General features: G+C 72.9%; 19 protein-coding genes. 9 read left to right on the top strand and 10 right to left on the bottom strand.

Annotated elements, in window-relative coordinates:
- Window positions 1-34 precede the first annotated feature (34 nt).
- Window positions 35-1,081 carry a hypothetical protein gene (locus tag ACFYPH_RS04260; protein WP_354855837.1) on the bottom strand — a complete coding sequence of 349 codons (1,047 nt, stop codon included), beginning with the start codon at window positions 1,079-1,081 and terminating at the stop codon, window positions 35-37.
- A gap of 134 nt (window positions 1,082-1,215) precedes the next feature.
- On the opposite strand from ACFYPH_RS04260, the gene ACFYPH_RS04255 reads away from it, so the two are divergent.
- The gene (locus ACFYPH_RS04255; RefSeq protein WP_387178817.1) at window positions 1,216-1,857 is read left to right on the top strand and encodes an NAD(P)-dependent oxidoreductase; all 642 of its coding nucleotides are present in this window, start codon (window positions 1,216-1,218) and stop codon (window positions 1,855-1,857) included.
- A gap of 224 nt (window positions 1,858-2,081) precedes the next feature.
- Here ACFYPH_RS04255 and ACFYPH_RS04250 read toward each other — a convergent pair whose 3' ends face one another.
- Together ACFYPH_RS04250 and ACFYPH_RS04245 are read right to left on the bottom strand one after the other, a co-directional pair.
- Window positions 2,082-2,546: a PPOX class F420-dependent oxidoreductase gene (locus ACFYPH_RS04250; protein WP_354855839.1), complete on the bottom strand. Its 465-nt coding sequence runs from the start codon at window positions 2,544-2,546 to the stop codon at window positions 2,082-2,084.
- Window positions 2,547-2,626: 80 nt separating this feature from the next.
- Window positions 2,627-3,265: a DUF6642 family protein gene (locus ACFYPH_RS04245; RefSeq protein WP_354855840.1), complete on the bottom strand. Its 639-nt coding sequence runs from the start codon at window positions 3,263-3,265 to the stop codon at window positions 2,627-2,629.
- A gap of 305 nt (window positions 3,266-3,570) precedes the next feature.
- Here ACFYPH_RS04245 and ACFYPH_RS04240 point away from each other — a divergent pair, with 305 nt between their 5' ends.
- Entirely contained in the window at window positions 3,571-4,359 is a 789-nt protein-coding gene (locus ACFYPH_RS04240) for a D-Ala-D-Ala carboxypeptidase family metallohydrolase (protein ID WP_387178813.1), read from the top strand.
- 100 nt (window positions 4,360-4,459) lie between these two features.
- Here the strand turns inward: ACFYPH_RS04240 and ACFYPH_RS04235 are convergent, their stop codons facing one another.
- From ACFYPH_RS04235 to ACFYPH_RS04225, 3 genes are all read right to left on the bottom strand, one after another.
- Window positions 4,460-4,951 carry a hypothetical protein gene (locus ACFYPH_RS04235; RefSeq protein ID WP_354855842.1) on the bottom strand — a complete coding sequence of 164 codons (492 nt, stop codon included), beginning with the start codon at window positions 4,949-4,951 and terminating at the stop codon, window positions 4,460-4,462.
- A 126-nt stretch (window positions 4,952-5,077) separates the two neighbouring features.
- Window positions 5,078-5,800, bottom strand: a complete 723-nt coding sequence (locus tag ACFYPH_RS04230) for a response regulator (protein WP_387179360.1) — start codon at window positions 5,798-5,800, stop codon at window positions 5,078-5,080.
- Entirely contained in the window at window positions 5,779-7,050 is a 1,272-nt protein-coding gene (locus tag ACFYPH_RS04225; RefSeq protein ID WP_354855844.1) for a histidine kinase, read from the bottom strand. Before ACFYPH_RS04225 ends, ACFYPH_RS04230 begins: the two co-directional genes overlap by 22 nt.
- Before the next feature lie 132 nt (window positions 7,051-7,182).
- Here ACFYPH_RS04225 and ACFYPH_RS04220 point away from each other — a divergent pair, with 132 nt between their 5' ends.
- The 4 genes from ACFYPH_RS04220 to ACFYPH_RS04205 are packed head-to-tail and all read left to right on the top strand — an operon-like array spanning window position 7,183 to window position 10,208.
- Window positions 7,183-8,079 carry an ATP-binding cassette domain-containing protein gene (locus tag ACFYPH_RS04220; RefSeq protein WP_355063179.1) on the top strand — a complete coding sequence of 299 codons (897 nt, stop codon included), beginning with the start codon at window positions 7,183-7,185 and terminating at the stop codon, window positions 8,077-8,079.
- Window positions 8,076-8,873, top strand: a complete 798-nt coding sequence (locus ACFYPH_RS04215; RefSeq protein ID WP_387178809.1) for an ABC transporter permease — start codon at window positions 8,076-8,078, stop codon at window positions 8,871-8,873. The genes ACFYPH_RS04220 and ACFYPH_RS04215 overlap by 4 nt, the downstream gene beginning before the upstream one ends.
- A 2-nt stretch (window positions 8,874-8,875) precedes the next feature.
- Window positions 8,876-9,613 carry a hypothetical protein gene (locus ACFYPH_RS04210; RefSeq protein WP_387178806.1) on the top strand — a complete coding sequence of 246 codons (738 nt, stop codon included), beginning with the start codon at window positions 8,876-8,878 and terminating at the stop codon, window positions 9,611-9,613.
- 31 nt (window positions 9,614-9,644) lie between these two features.
- Window positions 9,645-10,208 (top strand): heme-binding protein, encoded by a 564-nt coding sequence (locus ACFYPH_RS04205; protein ID WP_354855848.1) that lies wholly within the window; start codon window positions 9,645-9,647, stop codon window positions 10,206-10,208.
- Here ACFYPH_RS04205 and ACFYPH_RS04200 read toward each other — a convergent pair whose 3' ends face one another.
- The gene (locus tag ACFYPH_RS04200) at window positions 10,209-10,970 is read right to left on the bottom strand and encodes a hypothetical protein (RefSeq protein WP_387178803.1); all 762 of its coding nucleotides are present in this window, start codon (window positions 10,968-10,970) and stop codon (window positions 10,209-10,211) included.
- A gap of 134 nt (window positions 10,971-11,104) precedes the next feature.
- Between ACFYPH_RS04200 and ACFYPH_RS04195 the strand changes: the two genes are divergently transcribed.
- Window positions 11,105-11,644, top strand: coding sequence for a DUF1697 domain-containing protein (locus tag ACFYPH_RS04195; protein ID WP_387178800.1), 540 nt, complete (start codon window positions 11,105-11,107; stop codon window positions 11,642-11,644).
- A 32-nt stretch (window positions 11,645-11,676) separates the two neighbouring features.
- Here ACFYPH_RS04195 and ACFYPH_RS04190 read toward each other — a convergent pair whose 3' ends face one another.
- The gene (locus ACFYPH_RS04190; RefSeq protein ID WP_387178797.1) at window positions 11,677-12,654 is read right to left on the bottom strand and encodes an MBL fold metallo-hydrolase; all 978 of its coding nucleotides are present in this window, start codon (window positions 12,652-12,654) and stop codon (window positions 11,677-11,679) included.
- A 154-nt stretch (window positions 12,655-12,808) separates the two neighbouring features.
- Window positions 12,809-13,732 (bottom strand): serine hydrolase, encoded by a 924-nt coding sequence (locus ACFYPH_RS04185; RefSeq protein ID WP_354855852.1) that lies wholly within the window; start codon window positions 13,730-13,732, stop codon window positions 12,809-12,811.
- Between the two features lie 52 nt (window positions 13,733-13,784).
- Here ACFYPH_RS04185 and ACFYPH_RS04180 point away from each other — a divergent pair, with 52 nt between their 5' ends.
- Window positions 13,785-14,744, top strand: a complete 960-nt coding sequence (locus ACFYPH_RS04180; RefSeq protein WP_354855853.1) for a LysR family transcriptional regulator — start codon at window positions 13,785-13,787, stop codon at window positions 14,742-14,744.
- Window positions 14,745-14,841: 97 nt separating this feature from the next.
- Window positions 14,842-15,693, top strand: coding sequence for an aldo/keto reductase (locus ACFYPH_RS04175; RefSeq protein WP_387178794.1), 852 nt, complete (start codon window positions 14,842-14,844; stop codon window positions 15,691-15,693).
- Between the two features lie 92 nt (window positions 15,694-15,785).
- On the opposite strand, the gene ACFYPH_RS04170 is transcribed toward ACFYPH_RS04175, so the two are convergent.
- Window positions 15,786-16,304: a GNAT family N-acetyltransferase gene (locus tag ACFYPH_RS04170; protein ID WP_387178791.1), complete on the bottom strand. Its 519-nt coding sequence runs from the start codon at window positions 16,302-16,304 to the stop codon at window positions 15,786-15,788.
- Window positions 16,305-16,444: the final 140 nt, after the last annotated feature.

The following is a 16,444-nucleotide window of genomic DNA, read 5'->3' as shown; positions in this document are numbered from 1 at the left end:
CGGGCCCGTCGACACGGCGGGCCCGCACCGCGGCTCAGCCGAGCTGCTGCGCCTGGATCGCGCGGATCTTCGCCGGCCGGGTGGCGGAGAGGTTCGAGATCAGGTACGCCCGCACACTGCCGTCCGGGGACACCGCCCACAGATCAACCACGCCGTCGGCGTTCAGGTCGGCGGCGACGAGGCTGCTGATCGCGGCACCGGTGTTCCAGCCCGAGGCGAGCCGGTACTGGGTGTAGGCGAGCGCGCCGGTCCCGTCGCCGTTGTCGGTCATCGTCACGCCCTGCCACAGGTACAGGTCGCCGGTGGTGGCGTTGCGCAGCACCAGGGCCACGCCCGAAGCCAACTCGGTGCTGGCCAGGGTCCAGTTCTGCCAGTCGCTGCCGCCGGTCGGGGTGGTGGTGTTCAACGCCACCCTGAAGTAGAGGCCCGCCGCCCAGACGCTCGGGTAGTAGGCCAGTCGGTAGCCGTTCGTCGTGTCGCCGACGATCCCGAGCAGGTCGGGGATGTCGTCGCCGACGCCGTCCGCCACGTACCCGTTGACGAGCTGGATCGGGGCGTTGCCGTAGTCGTCGGCCAGGAATTCGCGCGCGAGACTGACCGAGGCGTTGTAGGGCTTGGCCATCGTGCCGTCGCCGACACCCTTGATGATGACGCCGCCACCGGCGTTGTCGCCACCCGGGTAGTAGGCCAGAAAGTCCTGGTTCGCGGTGCCGAAGAACCTGCCGGTGATCATCTGGGCGCCGTCGAAGTCGGCCGGCGATTCGTTGCCGGTGACGCCGTTGCCGTAGATGCCGATGTTCACCGCCGGGACCTTCACCCGGCCGGTGCCGACGCCGGTGGTCGCGTTGATCCGGCCCCGCGCCGCCCAGACGCCGGAGTCGAGGCCCGTCGTGGTGCCGCCGGCGGTCACCAGGTCCGGTACGCCGTCACCGTTGAGGTCCTTGTCGACCGGGCCGGTGACAGCGGTGGTCGGCGTGCTGATCGGTGCGGCCTGAGCCGGCAGGGCGGGGACGACGGCGAGCGCCAGGGCGGCAGGCATTGTCCAGGCGAGCAGCCGGCGACGGGCGGAGAGGTGCTTCATGGATTCCCCGTTCAGGTCAATGGATCTTGCTCGGCTCACCGTAGTCGATCCACGCCAGTCCGACGTTCCCCCGAACGCCCCGCGGGGTTCGTCATTACGGCATCGCCGGGGCGAGTCGGCCCTAGCCTGGGCTGGTGAGCACCATCGTCGTGTTTGGCGCGGGCGGCACCGCCGGGTCGCGGGTCACCGCCGAGGCGGCCGACCGTGGGCACCGGGTGATCGCCGCGGTCCGCCGCCCGGAGGCCACCTCGTACCTGCCGGCGGGGGTGCGGACGGTCACCGGCGACGCCACCAGCGAGCGCAGTGTCCGGGATCTGGCCCCGGAGGCGGACGCGCTGGTGGTGGCGATCGGCGGCGGCGAGCGCGGGCTGTGGCGCAGCGCCGCCGAGAACCTGGTGACCACCCTGCGGTCGATGCCGGCCGCACCGCGGATCATCCACCTGGGCGGCGGGTCCACCCTGCTCACGCCCCGTGGCACCCGCATCCTCGACGAGCCGGACTTCCCGGAGCAGTATCGGGACGCGGCGCTGGGCCAGGCCGACGCCCTGGACTACTACCGCACCGCCGCCGACGGGGTGAGCTGGACCTACGTCTCACCGCCGCCGCTGGAGTTCCACCCCGGCCAGCGCACCGGGCATTACCGCACCGGCACCGACCAGCCGGTCACCGACGACCAGGGCCGGTCGGTGCTCACCTACGAGGACCTGGCGGTCGCGATCGTCGACGAGATCGAGCAGCCCCGGTACGTCAACGCGCGGTTCACCGCCGCGTACTGACGATTGCCGCAACCGACTGTCGAGCCGCCGAACCGACCTCCCCTCGCCCCCTGTAGAGCTGCCCCAGATATGGGGCACGACGGACGCGCCGCCGCCATCGCCCGCCCCATATTCGGGGCAGCTCTACAGCACGCCAACCCATCCGGCGGGTGCGGGCGCGCTCAGGGGTTCGAGCGCCGCCGGGCCTGGGGTGGCGGCCACCGCCGCATACTGAGTAGGCGCGGTCAGTCGGCGAGGCGGGCCGGGAAGCCGCCGGTGGCGATGGGGCCCCAGGCGTCGATGGTGACCCGGATCAGCGACTTGCCCTGGCGCACCATGGCCGCCCGGTAGTCGTCCCAGTCCGGGTGCTCGCCGGAGATGCTGCGGAAGTACTCGACCAACGGCTCCAGCGCCTCGGGCAGGTCAAGCACCTCAGCGGTGCCGTCGAGCTGCACCCAGGGGCCGTTCCAGTCGTCGGACAGCACACAGGCCGAGACCCGGGGGTCACGACGGATGTTGGTCACCTTCGCCCGCTCGGGGTAGGTGGACACGACGAGCCGGCCCTGGCCGTCGATGCCGGCGGAGACTGGGGAGGACTGCGGGCGGCCGTCGGCCCGGGTGGTCATCAGCACGACACGGTGCCGAGGCCGGAGGAAGTCGAGCAGGGTGTCCCGGTCGACCCGGGTGTTCTTCGCGATGCTGGGCGCCATCACTCGTTCCTACCAGGGTGGCCACCGACCAGCGGCGGCAGGTCGGCCGGGCGGCAGGTCGGCAGGTCGGCCGCGGCGGATCAGCGGGGGCCGGCGGCGGCGCGGGGCACCGCCTGGGTGGGCACGCGGGGCCGACCGGCCGGGCGCCAGGCCCGGCCGTTGGCATAGATCACCCGAAAGCCGAGGTACGACGCCAGCGGCGCCCAGTGCGCGGAGCCCATCCGCAGTTCGGCGGCATTGTGCCGCTGCCCGTTCGCCAGCACGTCGAGCAGGACGGTTTCGAAGGCGGCCGATTCGACCCAGTCGACGTCCCGGGTGAAACCGCAGATCAGGGCGGCCCCGGTGACCTCCAGGAACTCGCGCAACACCGCGTCCGACGCGCGTAGGACCGAACAGCTGCCGAAATAGAGCCGGCGTCCCTCGCAGCGGCCGGCCATCAACTCGGCCACCTCGTTCAGCTCCACCGACTGCCAGTCGGTGAGGCAGAGCCGGCTCGGCTCGCCGTGCATGGCGAAGAAGCCGACGCGGTGGTCGGCGTACTGCTTGAGCAGCCAGCGGTCCAGGAAGTAGAACAGCTCGTCGCGGGTGGCCGCGTCCTTGTGGATGAAGCGGATCTTGCCCAGCCGCTCCAGCAGTTCGAGGGTGGGCAGCACGGAACCGCGTTCGTTGAGGTCGCGGTGCCACTGACCCTCGACACAGAAGACGCCACCGCGTGCCACGTGCACCTCCGCCAGTCCGTCGCCCGGGGCTGACGTTACCGGCCCCCGACGGGCGAGGAACATCACCCTGGGTGTGGCCGAATGCGACGTTCGGTGTGGTTCTTGCGCCACCGGGTCGATCAGGGGGAAATGGCTGTTTCGCAAATCAGTCGAATTCACAGCCAGTGCCCAGAAACAACGAATCGTGAGGACAATTCCCGTTAATTGCCGCCTAGCGCACGGATCAGTGCGAAGGTGGAAATCACGGGACGTCCCGGTCGATGTCCCGAAGCAACCCCATTCGCTCTCCTATCGGGAGGACTTCTGTGCGCGTAAACACCTTGAAGCGAGTTGCTGTCGCTTTCGCCCTGGCAATGCCCGGGGCAGCGATCGCGTCGGTGGTCGCCGCGCCGGCAGCGTACGCGGACGGCTGCTACACGTGGAACCGCAACCTGTACCAGGGGCGCTCCGGCGACGACGTCCGTCAGCTGCAGATCCGGGTCGCCGGCTGGGCCGGCTACCGGGACATCGTGGAGAACGACGGTCGCTACGGACCGAAGACCGCCGCCGCGGTCAAGCGGTTCCAGCAGGCGTACGGGCTACGCGCCGACGGCATCGCGGGGCCGCAGACCTACGCCAAGCTGTACCAGCTCCAGGACGACGACTGCACACCCGCGCACTTCACCTACAACGAGTTGGACAACGGCTGCGGCGGCAGCGGGTGGAGCGGCGGTCCGCTGTCGGCGGACCAGACGAAGCAGAACGCGCTGCGCACCATGTGGAAATTGGAGGCGTTGCGCAAGAGCCTCGGCGACAAGCCGCTGAACGTGTCGAGCGGATTCCGCAGCCGCGCCTGCAACAACCAGGTCGGTGGCGCGTCGGACAGCCAGCACCTGTACGGCAACGCCGCCGACGTCACCTCGCGGACGTCCTCGCTCTGCCGCGTGGCCAAGAGCGCCCGTGACAACGGCTTCAGCGGGATCTACGGACCGGGCTACCCCGACCACGACGACCACGTGCACGTCGACTCGCGGCGCGAGAACAACAGCGACCGCAGCTCGAACACGACGAGCTGGTCCGCGCCGGACTGCGGCGTCGGCGCCGGTAACGACTGAACGAGCCGGCCGGTGTGACGTCGGCCCGGCGCGGGTGGGGAATCTCCGCGTCGGGCCGACGTCGTGTCGCCCCGGACAGGGCGGGCGGGGGTAACGCCGTTCAGCTAGCCCGGGGCCAGCGCGGCGCGGTGACGGGGGGAGTCACCGGCCGGCCGGCAGAGGCAGGTCGTACCCCCGCAGGGGTGACCCGCGCGGCCTGGTGTCGCGCCGGCAGCCCAGCGCGGCCGGGAGCCGGCGCCGGATAGCCGGCGGTCGCCGCCGGCCGGGCGCCGGTGGGACGCGCGGACGACGGCCCGGTCGCGGTGAACGGGAAGGGCACGTGCACGAACGGGTTGCCGTGCTGGATCAACGCCTCGATCTGCCGCTCGTTGAGCCCGTGTGTCTCCAGAACCCGACGCCCCCACCGGTGCAGTCGGCACGGGTAGGAGGCGCCGTCGTTGCGACACAGCGGCCCGGTCGGCCACTCCTCGGCGGTGTGCACGACCACCGCCCGGACCGCGAGCCGGACATCCTCGGGTGTCAGTGGCGCCGGCAGTGGCACCTCACCCAGCACCTGGTCGATGGGATCCGTCGACTGCTCACCAACACGCACGGCAGGCCTCCCGCAGCTCGGCAGCGGTACGGCGGATTCACCGCACCGACATCCTCGGGCAGTGGTACGGCCGGCATCGGATGAAAGTTCAACCCCCGGCCCCCTAATCGTCCCCCTAACGGGCGCTCAGACGAGGTCGGCGTCGTGCACGAGCAGGGCCACCTGGACCCGGTTGTTGAGATCCAGCCGGGCCAGCAGCCGGGAGACGTACGCCTTCACCGTCGCCACGCTCATGAACAACTCCCCCGCGATCTCCGCGTTGGTGCGGCCCCGCCCCAGCGCGACCGCCACCTGACGCTCCCGCTCGCTGAGCCCGCCGAGCAGCCGCAGCGCCCGCTCGCGACGCGGATCCGGTCCGGCCAGACCCGGGGCGGCGGCGGTCACGTGGTCGATCAGCGTGCGGGTCACCGTCGGGGAGAGCGTCGCCTCCCCCGCGGCCACCCGGCGTACCGCGTGCACGATGTCCGCTGGAGGGGTGTCCTTGAGCAGGAAACCGGCCGCGCCGGCGCGCAGCGCCCGCAGCACCTGCTCGTCGGCGTCGAAGGTGGTCAGCACCAGCACCTCCGGCGGGTTCGGTCGCGCGCGGAGCGCCTCGGTGGCGGTGAGCCCGTCGACCCGGGGCATCCGGATGTCCATCAGGACCACGTCCGGGGCGTACGCGGCGATCGCCTCCGGAACCTCGCCGCCGTCGGCCGCCTCGCCCACCACCCGCAGGTCCGGCAGGCCGCCGAGGATCATCGAGAGCCCCGCCCGGACCAGCGCGTCGTCGTCCACGATCAGCACCCGCACCGGCGCGGTGGCCTCCCCGGCCCCGCCGGCCGGCCCGGTCACGCCGGCCACGGCAGCCAGGCGGCCAACCGGAAGTCGCCAGCCTCGTCCCGCCCGTGCGCCAACCGGCCTCCGGCCAGGGTGACCCGCTCGGTGATGCCGACCAGCCCGGTGCCGGCGCCCGGCAGACCGCCAGCACCCGGCGGTTCGGCCCCGGCCGGCGTACCCAGCGGCCACCGGTTGGAGATCGCCACGGTCAGCCCGGCGCCCGGGCCACCGGCCACGTCCACTGTGACGGCCGCGCCGGCCGCGTGCTTGCGGGCGTTGGTCAGGCCCTCCTGCACGATCCGGTACGCGGCCCGCCCCAGCGCCGCCGGCACGGCCGCCGACGCGACGACGGTGTCGGTGACGTTCACCCGCATCCCGGCCGCGCGCGACTCCGCGATCAGGGCGGGCAGGTCGGCGAGGGTGGGCTGCGGCGGCTCGGGGGCGTCGCCGACGTTGCCGCCGTCGGCGCGGAGCACACCGATGACCTCCCGCAGGTCCTGCAGGGCGGCGTGGGCGCTGCCCCGGATCACCCCGGCGGCCCGGGCGACCTCGTCGGCCGGCGCGTCGGGGCGGAACTCCAACGCGCCCGCGTGCAGGCTCAGCAGCGAGATCCGGTGGGCCAGCACGTCGTGCATCTCCCGGGCGATGCGGGTGCGTTCGAGGTGCCGGGCCTGGGCGACCCGCAACTGCTGCTCGGCCTCGGCCCGCTCGGCCCGCTCCCGCAGCGACACGATCAACTGTCGCCGGGCCCGGACGAACATCCCCCAGGCCAGCACGGCGATCGTGATCACCGCACCCCACGCCACGGTGGCCCAGTACGGCCAGCTCGGGTCCGGGCGCGTCCAACTGAAGACCAGGTTGGTGACGAGGCCGGCACCGGTGAGCGCGATCGCGACGGCGGTGCGGCGGTGCACCACGACGGTGAAGTAGAAAATCAGCAGCGGGACGGCCGCGGCCAGCGAGAACGCGCTCAGCGGCAGGGTGGCCACCGCCAACCCGAGCGGCCACCGTCGCCGCACCCAGAGCAGCCCGCAGCAGGCCAGCCCGAGCAGCGCGTCCACGCCGACCATCCAGTCGTGCGGCAGCGGAATCGCCGTCTCCGGGGCGGGCGACAGGGCGTCCACGGTGGTGAACAGCACCCAGAGCAGCCCGGCCAGGAACGCGAGGCCGTCCACGACCCAGTCGCGCGTGGTGCGGCGCGGGTGTGCCCGGTCACGTTCGCCCGGCACGACCAGCTCCCCCGGCAGCAGCCAGGGGTGTTCCGGGACGGCGAGGCTGGTCACGCGCCCATGCTAGGCAGCAACGGGCACCGGCAGCCAGCTACCAAAGTATCGACCGGAGCGTCGACCAAGGTCGGTACGGCACCGACCGGCGGCCGCAGCGGATGGCCGGGTGGCGCGGGCACGCTCGTCGGCATGATCACCGTGGAGAACCTCACCAAGCGATACGGGCCACACCCGGCGGTGGACGACGTGTCGTTCCAGTGCGAGCCGGGCACGGTCACGGGCTTCCTCGGCCCCAACGGCGCCGGCAAGTCGACCACCATGCGGATGATCTGCGGGCTCACCGCGCCGACGGCCGGCCGGGCCACCGTCTCCGGGCGCCCCTACCGCGACCTGCCCAACCCGGGGCGGGAGGTCGGGGTGCTGCTGGACGCCTCCGCCCAGCACGCCGGGCGCACCGGCCGCGAGGCGTTGACGCTGTCCGCGTACACCATGGGTTTGGACGGGCGCGAGGTCGCCGCGAAGCTCGACCTGGTCGGGTTGAACGCGGTGGCCGCGAAGCGTCGGGTACGGGCGTACTCGTTGGGCATGCGCCAGCGGCTCGGGCTGGCGCACGCGCTGCTCGGCGACCCCCGGGTGTTGATCCTCGACGAGCCGGCCAACGGCCTGGACCCGGAGGGGATCTTCTGGATGCGCGGCCTGCTGCGCGACTTCGCCGACCGGGGCGGCACCGTGCTGCTCTCCTCCCACCTGCTGCGCGAGGTGGAGGCGGTCGCGGACCGGCTGGTGGTGATCGGGGGCGGCCGGATCGTGGCCCAGGGCGACAAGAACGAACTGCTCGCCGGCGGCGGCACGCTCGTGCGGGCCCGCGACGGCGCGGCACTGCGCCGGGCACTGGGCGCGGCGGGTCTGAGCGCCACCGACGGCACCGACGGGCTGCTCGTGCAGGCCGACGCCGAGACGGTCGGCCAGGCCGCCGCCGACGCGGGCGTCGCCCTGGCCGAGCTGCGCCCCGCCGGCAGCGGTGGCCTCGAACAGCTGTTCCTCACCCTCACCGCCGGCGAGTCCACCAAGGAGGCCGTCCGATGACCACCACCACCGCACCCGCCGCCGGCGCCGTCGCGCCCCGGCAGCACCCGGCGGTACGCCGTCCGTCGCTGCTCCGGCTCACCGCCGTGGAGCTGCGCAAGCTCGTCGACACCCGGGCCGGCCGTTGGCTGCTGATCACCATCGGCCTGGTCACCGCCGTGATCGTCACGCTCCAGTTGATCTACGCCAAGGACGCCGACCAGACCTTCCTCGATTTCTTCGTCCCCTCGCTGCTGCCGGTGTCGGTGCTGCTGCCGGTGCTGGGCATCCTGTCGATCACCAGCGAGTGGTCGCAACGCACCGCCCTCACGACGTACGCCCTGGTGCCCCGCCGTGAGCGGGTGATCGGGGCGAAGCTGATCGCCGTGCTGCTCACCGCGCTCGCCTCGGTGCTGGCCAGCCTGGCCGTCGCCGCCGTCGGCACGCTCGTGGCGTCCGCCACCGGCGGCGCGGGCACCTGGCAGTTCGACTGGTCGCTGCTGCTGAACGCGGCGATCCTCCAGGTCGCCAGCGTGCTGATGGGTGCGGCCTTCGGTCTGTTGCTGCTCAATCCACCGCTGGCGATCGTGGGGTATCTGCTGCTGCCCACCCTGTGGGCGGTGCTCGGCGAGATGGTCCGGCCCCTGCGCGGCCCATCCGGCTGGCTGGACACCAACAAGACGATGGAACCGCTGTTCAGCAGCGACGCGCTCACCGGTGAGCAGTGGGGGCGGATGTCGGTGTCCCTGCTGGTCTGGATGGTCCTGCCACTGGCCGTCGGCATGGTCCGGACGCTCCGCCGCGAGGTGTCCTGACCATGGACCTGGCCGGCTACCGTCCGCGCACCACGGTCAGCGGCGGGCCGCTGGAGCTGGCGGTCCTGTGGGGTGGTTTCCCGCTGCTCGGCGCGGGGGCCGGATGGCTCCTCGCGGCGACGACAGGCTGGCTCGCCCGGCTGCCCTGGGTGCCGTTCAGCGACCTCGTCGAGTGGCTGGACCGGCTGCCCGAGCCGCAGGCCACTGCCGGCACGATCGCCGTGGGCGCCCTGGCCGGCCTGGTCCTCGCCGGGATCGGCACCGCCGAACGGCTGATCGTCAGCGTCGACGCGGCGCAGGTCCGGCTGCGCCGCGCCGACCAGAACCGGACCGTCGCACGCGCCGACACCCGGGTCGTCTTCGTCGCCGACAAGCACCTGGTGCTGCTCGACCCCGACGGGGCGGAACTGGTCCGGGAGTCGACGGACCTGCCCGCCGCCCGGCTCGCCGCCGCGTTCCGCGCGCACGGCTGGGCCTGGGCGGACGACGATCCCCACCGGTTGGCGTACCGGCTGTGGGTGCCCGACCTGCCCGGTCTGCCCGCCGGCGCGGACGCGCTGCTGCGTGCCCGGGAGCGCGCCATCGAGCGGGACCGCCGCGACGACGCCCGGGAGCTGCGGCGGGAGCTGGGCCGGCTCGGGGTGGTGCTGCGCGACGAGGGCAAACGCCAGTACTGGCGGGTCGTCGTCGCCGGTGCGGGACAACCGACTTCGGCCGAGCGGGAGCGGGAGGGGCGGTAGCGTCTGTCCCAGGAGATCCTGGGAGCGCGCGATGACCGAGCAGCAGCCGTACCGGGTGGTGTCCCGACACCCCGGCTTCGAGCTGCGCCGCTACCCGGCTCACCTGGTGGCCGAGGTGCAGATCCAGGCGTCGTTCACCCGGGCCCCGATCGAGGCGTTCCGGCCGCTGGCCGCCTACATCGGGGGCGCCAACCGGGCCCGGCACCCGATCGGCTCGGCCGGGCCGGTGATGTCGGCGGCCAGCGACTCGGAGAAGATCGCCATGACCGTGCCGGTGGTCCAGATCGAGGGTGAGCGGCCGGGCGCGTACCTGATCCAGTTCGTCATGCCGGCCACCTTCACCACTGCCACCCTGCCCGAGCCGGTGGACACCCGGGTGCGCATCCGCGAGGTTCCGGCACGCCTGGCGGCGGCGATGCGGTTCTCCGGGCGGTGGACGGAGCAGGCGTTCAGTCAGCGGGCCACCATGCTCGGCCGGTCGGTGACCGCGGCCGGGCTGCAACCGACCGGCGCGATCCGGTACGTGCGCTTCGACCCACCGTGGAAGCCGTGGTTCCTGCGCCGCAACGAGGTCGTGCTGCCGGTCGTGGAGTAGCTAGCGCGCGTGCCGCCGCCACACCGGCCGACCGCCCGGCCAGTCCCACGCCAGCAGGGTGACGCCGGTGAGCAGCACCCCGCCGAGCGCGATCATCGGCAGGATGCGCGGGCCGGGCGGGACCGTCCGGCCCAGCGCGACACCGCCGACGGCGACCGCGCCGAGCCCGACGGCCAGCAGGCAGCGCCCCCGGGTGCGGGCCGGTGCCGCCGCCAGGGCGACGACGACGGTCAGGGCGACCAGGAGTACGCCGGTGGCGAAGGCCGCCGGCGTCAGCTCCGGCTCCCGGTCGGTCGGAGACTCGATGCCGGCGGCCACCACCGCCAGCACCCCTGCCACGCAGGCCGTGCCGGTCAACACCCGCCGGTCGGTGGTGGGGGGCCGGCCGCGGTCCCGCCACGAGAGGACGGCCGCCAGCACCCCGAGCACCGCCGCACCGTAGACGGCGAGCAGGATGGTCGACCCCGTGCCGCCCGGGTCGGCCCGGTCGATCGCCACGTCGGCCGCGATCCAGAGCCCGCCGAGCACGACCGCCGGAGCGCTCCACCGGAGCTGCCCCCGGCCGGCCAGCAGCAGCCCGAGCACGATCGCGACGATCGCCACGAACCGCAGATCCCGTGCCCAGTAGGCGTTGTTGCCCGGCAGCCGCTCCGACCACGGGCCGATCGGCTCGGTCAACGGTTGCCACACCGTCATGCCGACCGCCCAGAGCAGCACGGCGGCGGCACTCAGGAGCAGCCCGACCGGGCGCGCGAATCGCATCCATCGACGGTAGCGGCCAGAGCGGCCTAGCGGGGGGCGCCGCTTGTCGTACACGAAACGGGCCTGGTGGCTCCCGGCGGACCGTGGCCGCCCGACCTACGCTGAGCCGGTCGGCCGTGCACCCAGGAGGAGCCATGACCCGGTACGTCGCGCTGCTGCGCGGAGTCAACGTCGGCACCACCCGCCTCGCCATGGCCGACCTGCGCCGGATCGTCACCGACCTCGGGCACGAGGACGTCGCGACGTACCTGCAGAGCGGCAACGTGGCCTTCAGCAGCACCGTGCGCGACGCGGAGAAGCTGGCCGCCGGCATCGAGCGGGCGCTCGCCGACGAGCTGGGGCTGACCGTGCCGGTGCTGGTCCGCAGCGGCCGGGAGTTGGCGGCGGTGGCGGGTGGCAACCCGTACGCCGAGGTCGAGGACGATCCGAAGCTCCTGCTGGTGGCCTTCCTGGCGACCCCTCCGGCGAAGGCCACGGTGGACGCGCTCGCCGTGCCCGGCGGTGAGAACGTGTCGTTCACGGTGACCGGCCGGGAGGTCTTCCTGCACTTCCCCGACGGTGGCTACGGCCGGACGAAGTTCACCAACGCCTACCTGGAGAAGAAGCTCGGCGTGGTGGCCACCACCCGCAACTGGAAGTCGGTGCGCGCCCTGGCGGAGCTGGCCGCCGGCTGACCGGGCGGGCGCGGACGCCCGCCCGGAACCGGTCAGAAGTGGTACGCGGTCTCGTACTCGGGCACCAGCACCCGGCTGCGCGGCGAGATCCGACGCACCGCCGCGATCATGTCGTCGAGCCGGTCGCGGTCGGCCGGCGCGACGACCGGCGGGTTCCGCAACGGCGTCTCGAAGTTGTCCCAGTGCACCGGCACCACGACCTTCGGGTAGTCGAGACCGGCCAGCAGCCGGGGCAGGTAGTCGCCGGTGGTGGTGGCGCTCTGCATGGCCACCATCGCCACGTCCGGCGCCAGGCCGGTCAGGTTGCGCTCGGCGACGTCGCTGGCTCCGGTGAAGTAGACCGACGGGCCGCGCTCGACCCGCAGCAGGTAGCCCAGCGTGTCGCCCTCCGGGAGGTCGGCGATGGTCGCCGGCCGCGCCGGCTGGCTCACCCGCACTCCGGGGAAGGCCACGGAGTACGACGCGTTGCGGCTGTGCAGCGAGCCGACCACCTCGACGCTGTGGTCGCCGAAGTCGAGCACCTCCCCGCCCTTCACGGCGCTGAGCTGCGTCGACGGCACCCCGGAGGCCAACCCCAGGTGGTACGCGGTGAGCGTGCCGAACACCCGCGCGCCGGTACGCGCCGCGATGTACGGGACGTCCATGAAGTGGTCCCAGTGGGTGTGCGTGACCAGGACGCTCGTGGCCTTCTCGACGCGCGGGTCGATCACGTCGGCGCGCACGGTCAACGGGGTGTCCGTCGTGAACGCGCCGGTGAACAGCCCGGTGTCGATCCGGCTGAGGAACGGGTCGACCAGGACGGTCCGGTCGGCGATGTCGATGCGCCAGCCGGCCGTACCCCACCAGCGGAAGCTGACCGCGCCGGTGCGGCGGCGTTCGGGCGTCGGCGCGGCGGCCGGCGGCGCGGCCTGGGCCGGGGTGGTCGAGGTGGCGGCGAGGCCGCCGGCCGAGACCAGGGCGGTGGTGGCTGCGGCGTCCCGCAGGAAGCGACGGCGGTCGAGGTTGGACATGCGGATCTACTCCCCGTGCTCGGGTGATCGGTCGGCACGAGCCAACCAGCGCCACCGCGTCCCGGTCCAAGATCGAACGCTGTCAGCTCCCATATGGCATGGCATATCGTGCCTGCTCAACGACTGCCCTTCGGCGCTCGGACGCCCGGAAAACTCAGTCGCCGCGCAACGCCTCGACCGCCGTGCGGGCGGCCGTTCCCATCGCCAGGTCCACGTCGATCCGGCGCGGGGTCAGCTCGTCGGCGCGGGCGAAGACGGCGATGGCGTACCGGCCGCCGTCGGGATATTCGGCGACGCCGGCCTCCAGGTGCAGGCCGGGCAGGGTGCCGGTCTTGCCGGAGACCCGGACGCCGGGCGGGAAGCCGGCGGCCAGCCGGGTCCAGAAGAGCTGCCGGGCCATCCAGCCGCGGACCATCGCGCAGGCCGCCGGCGGCCCGGCCTCGTCCCGCCAGATCAGGGTGAGCAGCCGGGTGATCTCCCGGGCGGTGCTGCTGGTGGTGTGCGCGGGGTCGAAGACCCGCATCGCCTGGACCCGCTCCGCCGGCAGCGTCGGGAAGATCCGGGCGAACTCCGCCTCGGTCCGCGCCCCCACGTCGGCGAGCATCATCTCGACCAGCTCCCGAGGACCGCCGAGAACGCGGGTGCGGGTGAGGCCCAGCTCGGCGGCGAGCATCGGCAGCAGGTCCGGGCCGACCCGGCGCAGCAGCAGGTCGGCGGCCGTGTTGTCGCTGACCGACATGGCGAAGTACGCGAGGTCGCGCAGCGACACCTCGGCGTCGTCGACGCAGCCGGCCAGCCCCCACCCGCCGAGCCGGTCGGCGGCGGTGACCAGGACCCGTTCGGTGGGGTCGAGCTGGCCGGCGTCGACCTGCCGGGCGAACTCCAGCACCAGCAGGATCTTGAAGATCGACGCGATCACCACCTGCTCGTCGGCCCGCACCCCGACCTGCCGGTCCACCGCGTCCGGGTCGACCGCGTCCACGGCGTCCAGGTCCACGGCGTCCAGGTCCACGGCGTGCAGGCTGGCGGTCACCCCGACGCCCGCGAAGATGGCCTCGATCCGCTCCCTGACGTCCACCCGGGCACGGTATCCAGTGGCGGTGCTCCGCCGCTGGCGTAGGGTCCGGGCCGTGGACCTGCTCCGGCACCTGCGGCACTTCGTGGTGGTCGCCCACGAGCTGCACTTCGGGCGGGCGGCGGATCTGCTCGGGATGGCCCAGCCGCCGTTGAGTCAGTCGATCCAGCGGCTGGAACGGGAACTCGCGGTCGAGCTGTTCGACCGCTCCCGCCGCCAGGTGCGGCTCACCACCGCCGGCGGTCTGCTGCTCGCCGAGGCGGAGGAACTGCTCGCCGGCGAGGGCCGGCTGCGCAACCTCATGGGGCAGGTCCGCGCGGGCGAACTGGGCATCCTGCGTGCGGGTGTGCCGCCGGAGACCCCGGCGGTGACGCTGCGCGCGCTGCTGGACCAGCTCACCGGCCGGGCGCCCGGCCTGGACGTGGAGCTGCACGAGCTGACCACCGCCGAGCAGGTGCGGATGCTCACCGAGCGGCGGTTGGACGTGGGGCTCGTGCACCATCCGGTCGAGGCGGACGGGCTGCGCTTCGGCGCCCCGGTGGACGTACCCCTGGGGGTGTTGCTGCCGCGGACCTCGCCGCTGGCCCGAGGCCGGGAGGTGCCGCTCGCGGCGCTGGCCGGCCTTGACCTGGTGGCCGCGCCCCGGGCCACCGCGCCGGGCTGGCACGACCACCTGCTCACGGTGTGCCGGCGGCACGGGTGGCGGCCGGAGCGGGTGCGGCCGGCGCGCAACCCGGAATTCCTGTTCGGGCTGGTGCTGGCCGGCGGTGGGGTGGCCGTGGAGCCGGCGACGCTGGCTCGCCGGGAACCCCGGATCGCGTGGCGACCGATCGCCGACACCTCGCTGACGAAGCGCACCTCGGCGGTCTGGCCGCAACGGTCGGCGCATCCGGCGGCCCCGATGGTCGGGCAGCTCGCCGCCGAGGTGCTGGCCGTCGCCGAGCCGGCGCCGCCCACGCCGCCCTCGGTGCCGGCGGCACGGCCCTGGCCGGTGTTGTTCGACACAACCGGGTGAAGCGGGCCAACGTTGCGCTCGTCACCTCGCGTTGGACGGTGAATCGTCCACCCGCGCGGGTATGGATGATGGGTAACGAAGACGCGAAGGAGCCGCAGTGGCAGTCACGATTCCTGATATCAGCCTGAACGACGGCACCACCATCCCGCAGCTCGGCTTCGGGGTGTTCCAGATCGAGCCGAAGGACACCGTCGCGGCGGTGACCACGGCCCTGGAGACGGGCTACCGGCACATCGACACCGCCGAGATGTACGGCAACGAGGCCGAGGTCGGCGAGGCGATCCGCATGTCCGGCCTCGACCGGGGCGACGTCTACGTGACCAGCAAGCTGAACAACGGCTTCCACCTCCCGGACGACGCGCGCAAGGCGTTCGACTCGACGCTGGCCGCGTTGAAGATGGACTACATCGACCTGTTCCTGATCCACTGGCCGCTGCCGACGCTGTACGACGGCGACTACGTCTCGACCTGGAAGGTGCTGGAGGAGTTCCAGCGCGACGGTCGGGCCCGCTCGATCGGCGTGTCGAACTTCCAGGTGCCGCACCTGCAGCGGCTGATCGACGAGGCGAGCGTGGTGCCGGCGGTCAACCAGATCGAGGCGCACCCGTACTTCACCAACGACGAGGTCCGCGCCTACGGCCGCGAGCACGACATCGCCACCGAGGCGTGGTCGCCGATCGCGCAGGGCAAGGTGCTGGACGACCCGACCATCGTCGACATCGCCGAGCAGGTGGGTCGCACCCCGGCGCAGGTCGTGCTGCGGTGGCACGGGCAGCGCGGCGACATCATCTTCCCGAAGTCGACCACGCCGAAGCGGATCGAGGAGAACACCCGCATCTTCGACTTCGAGCTGGACGACGCGGCGATGGAGCGGATCACCGCACTGAACAAGGGTGAGGCCGGGCGGCAGGGCCCGAACCCGGACACCTTCGCCTACGTGCCCCGCTGATCTGAGCCCGCCGCCCGGCGGGCACCTGTCCTTCGAGCGCCATACCGCAGAGCCGTCCGGACGACTCTGCGGTATGGCGCTCTTCGCCCGGGTCAGGAGCCGTCGGCCGGCGGGGCGGTCAGGTCGAGCTGCCAGTCGTTGGCACGCATCAGGTGCCCGGGTGGGTACTCGAAATCCGTCTCGCCCAGCAGAATGAAGCCCGCCTTGCGGCAGACCGCGTTCGAGGCGGGGTTGTCGACGGACGGGTACGCGTGCGCGTAGCGCCGGTCCCGTCGGGCGCGGACCACGTCGAGAGCCGCGCGCACCGCGGCGGTGGCCAGCCCCTGCCTCCGGTACGCGGGCAGCACCGCCCAGCCCAGCTCGTACACCGGTTGGTCGCGCCACTCGCGGGCCCAGTAGCCGACGCTGCCCGCCCGCGCGCCGTTGGGCAGCACCACTGTGAACATGCACCCCTGCCCGCCCTCGGCGAAGTGCACGTACCGGTCGTGTCGGGCGAGCACCTGCTCGTCGGTCTCCGGGCCGCCGGTGTGTCTGCGCGTGTCCGGTGAGTTGAGCTGCCGCAGCAGGTCGAGATCATCCTCGTGCCACGGCTCGATGCGTACCTGCGCCATTCCGTCCCCTTCGTCGACCCCAGTCAAGCCGATCCCACCGACATTCCGGCCCGGAACGGCGCCCGCTAGTTCCGATCTAGCGGGCGGTCGGTCCTCACCTCGCGCCCTTTAGTGGGCGGCGTCGTTGCTCTCACCAACCA

Origin of the sequence: Micromonospora sp. NPDC005252, from assembly GCF_042872475.1 — a bacterium.
GTDB lineage: Bacteria > Actinomycetota > Actinomycetes > Mycobacteriales > Micromonosporaceae > Micromonospora.
This window is presented reverse-complemented; position numbering and strand designations above follow the sequence as displayed.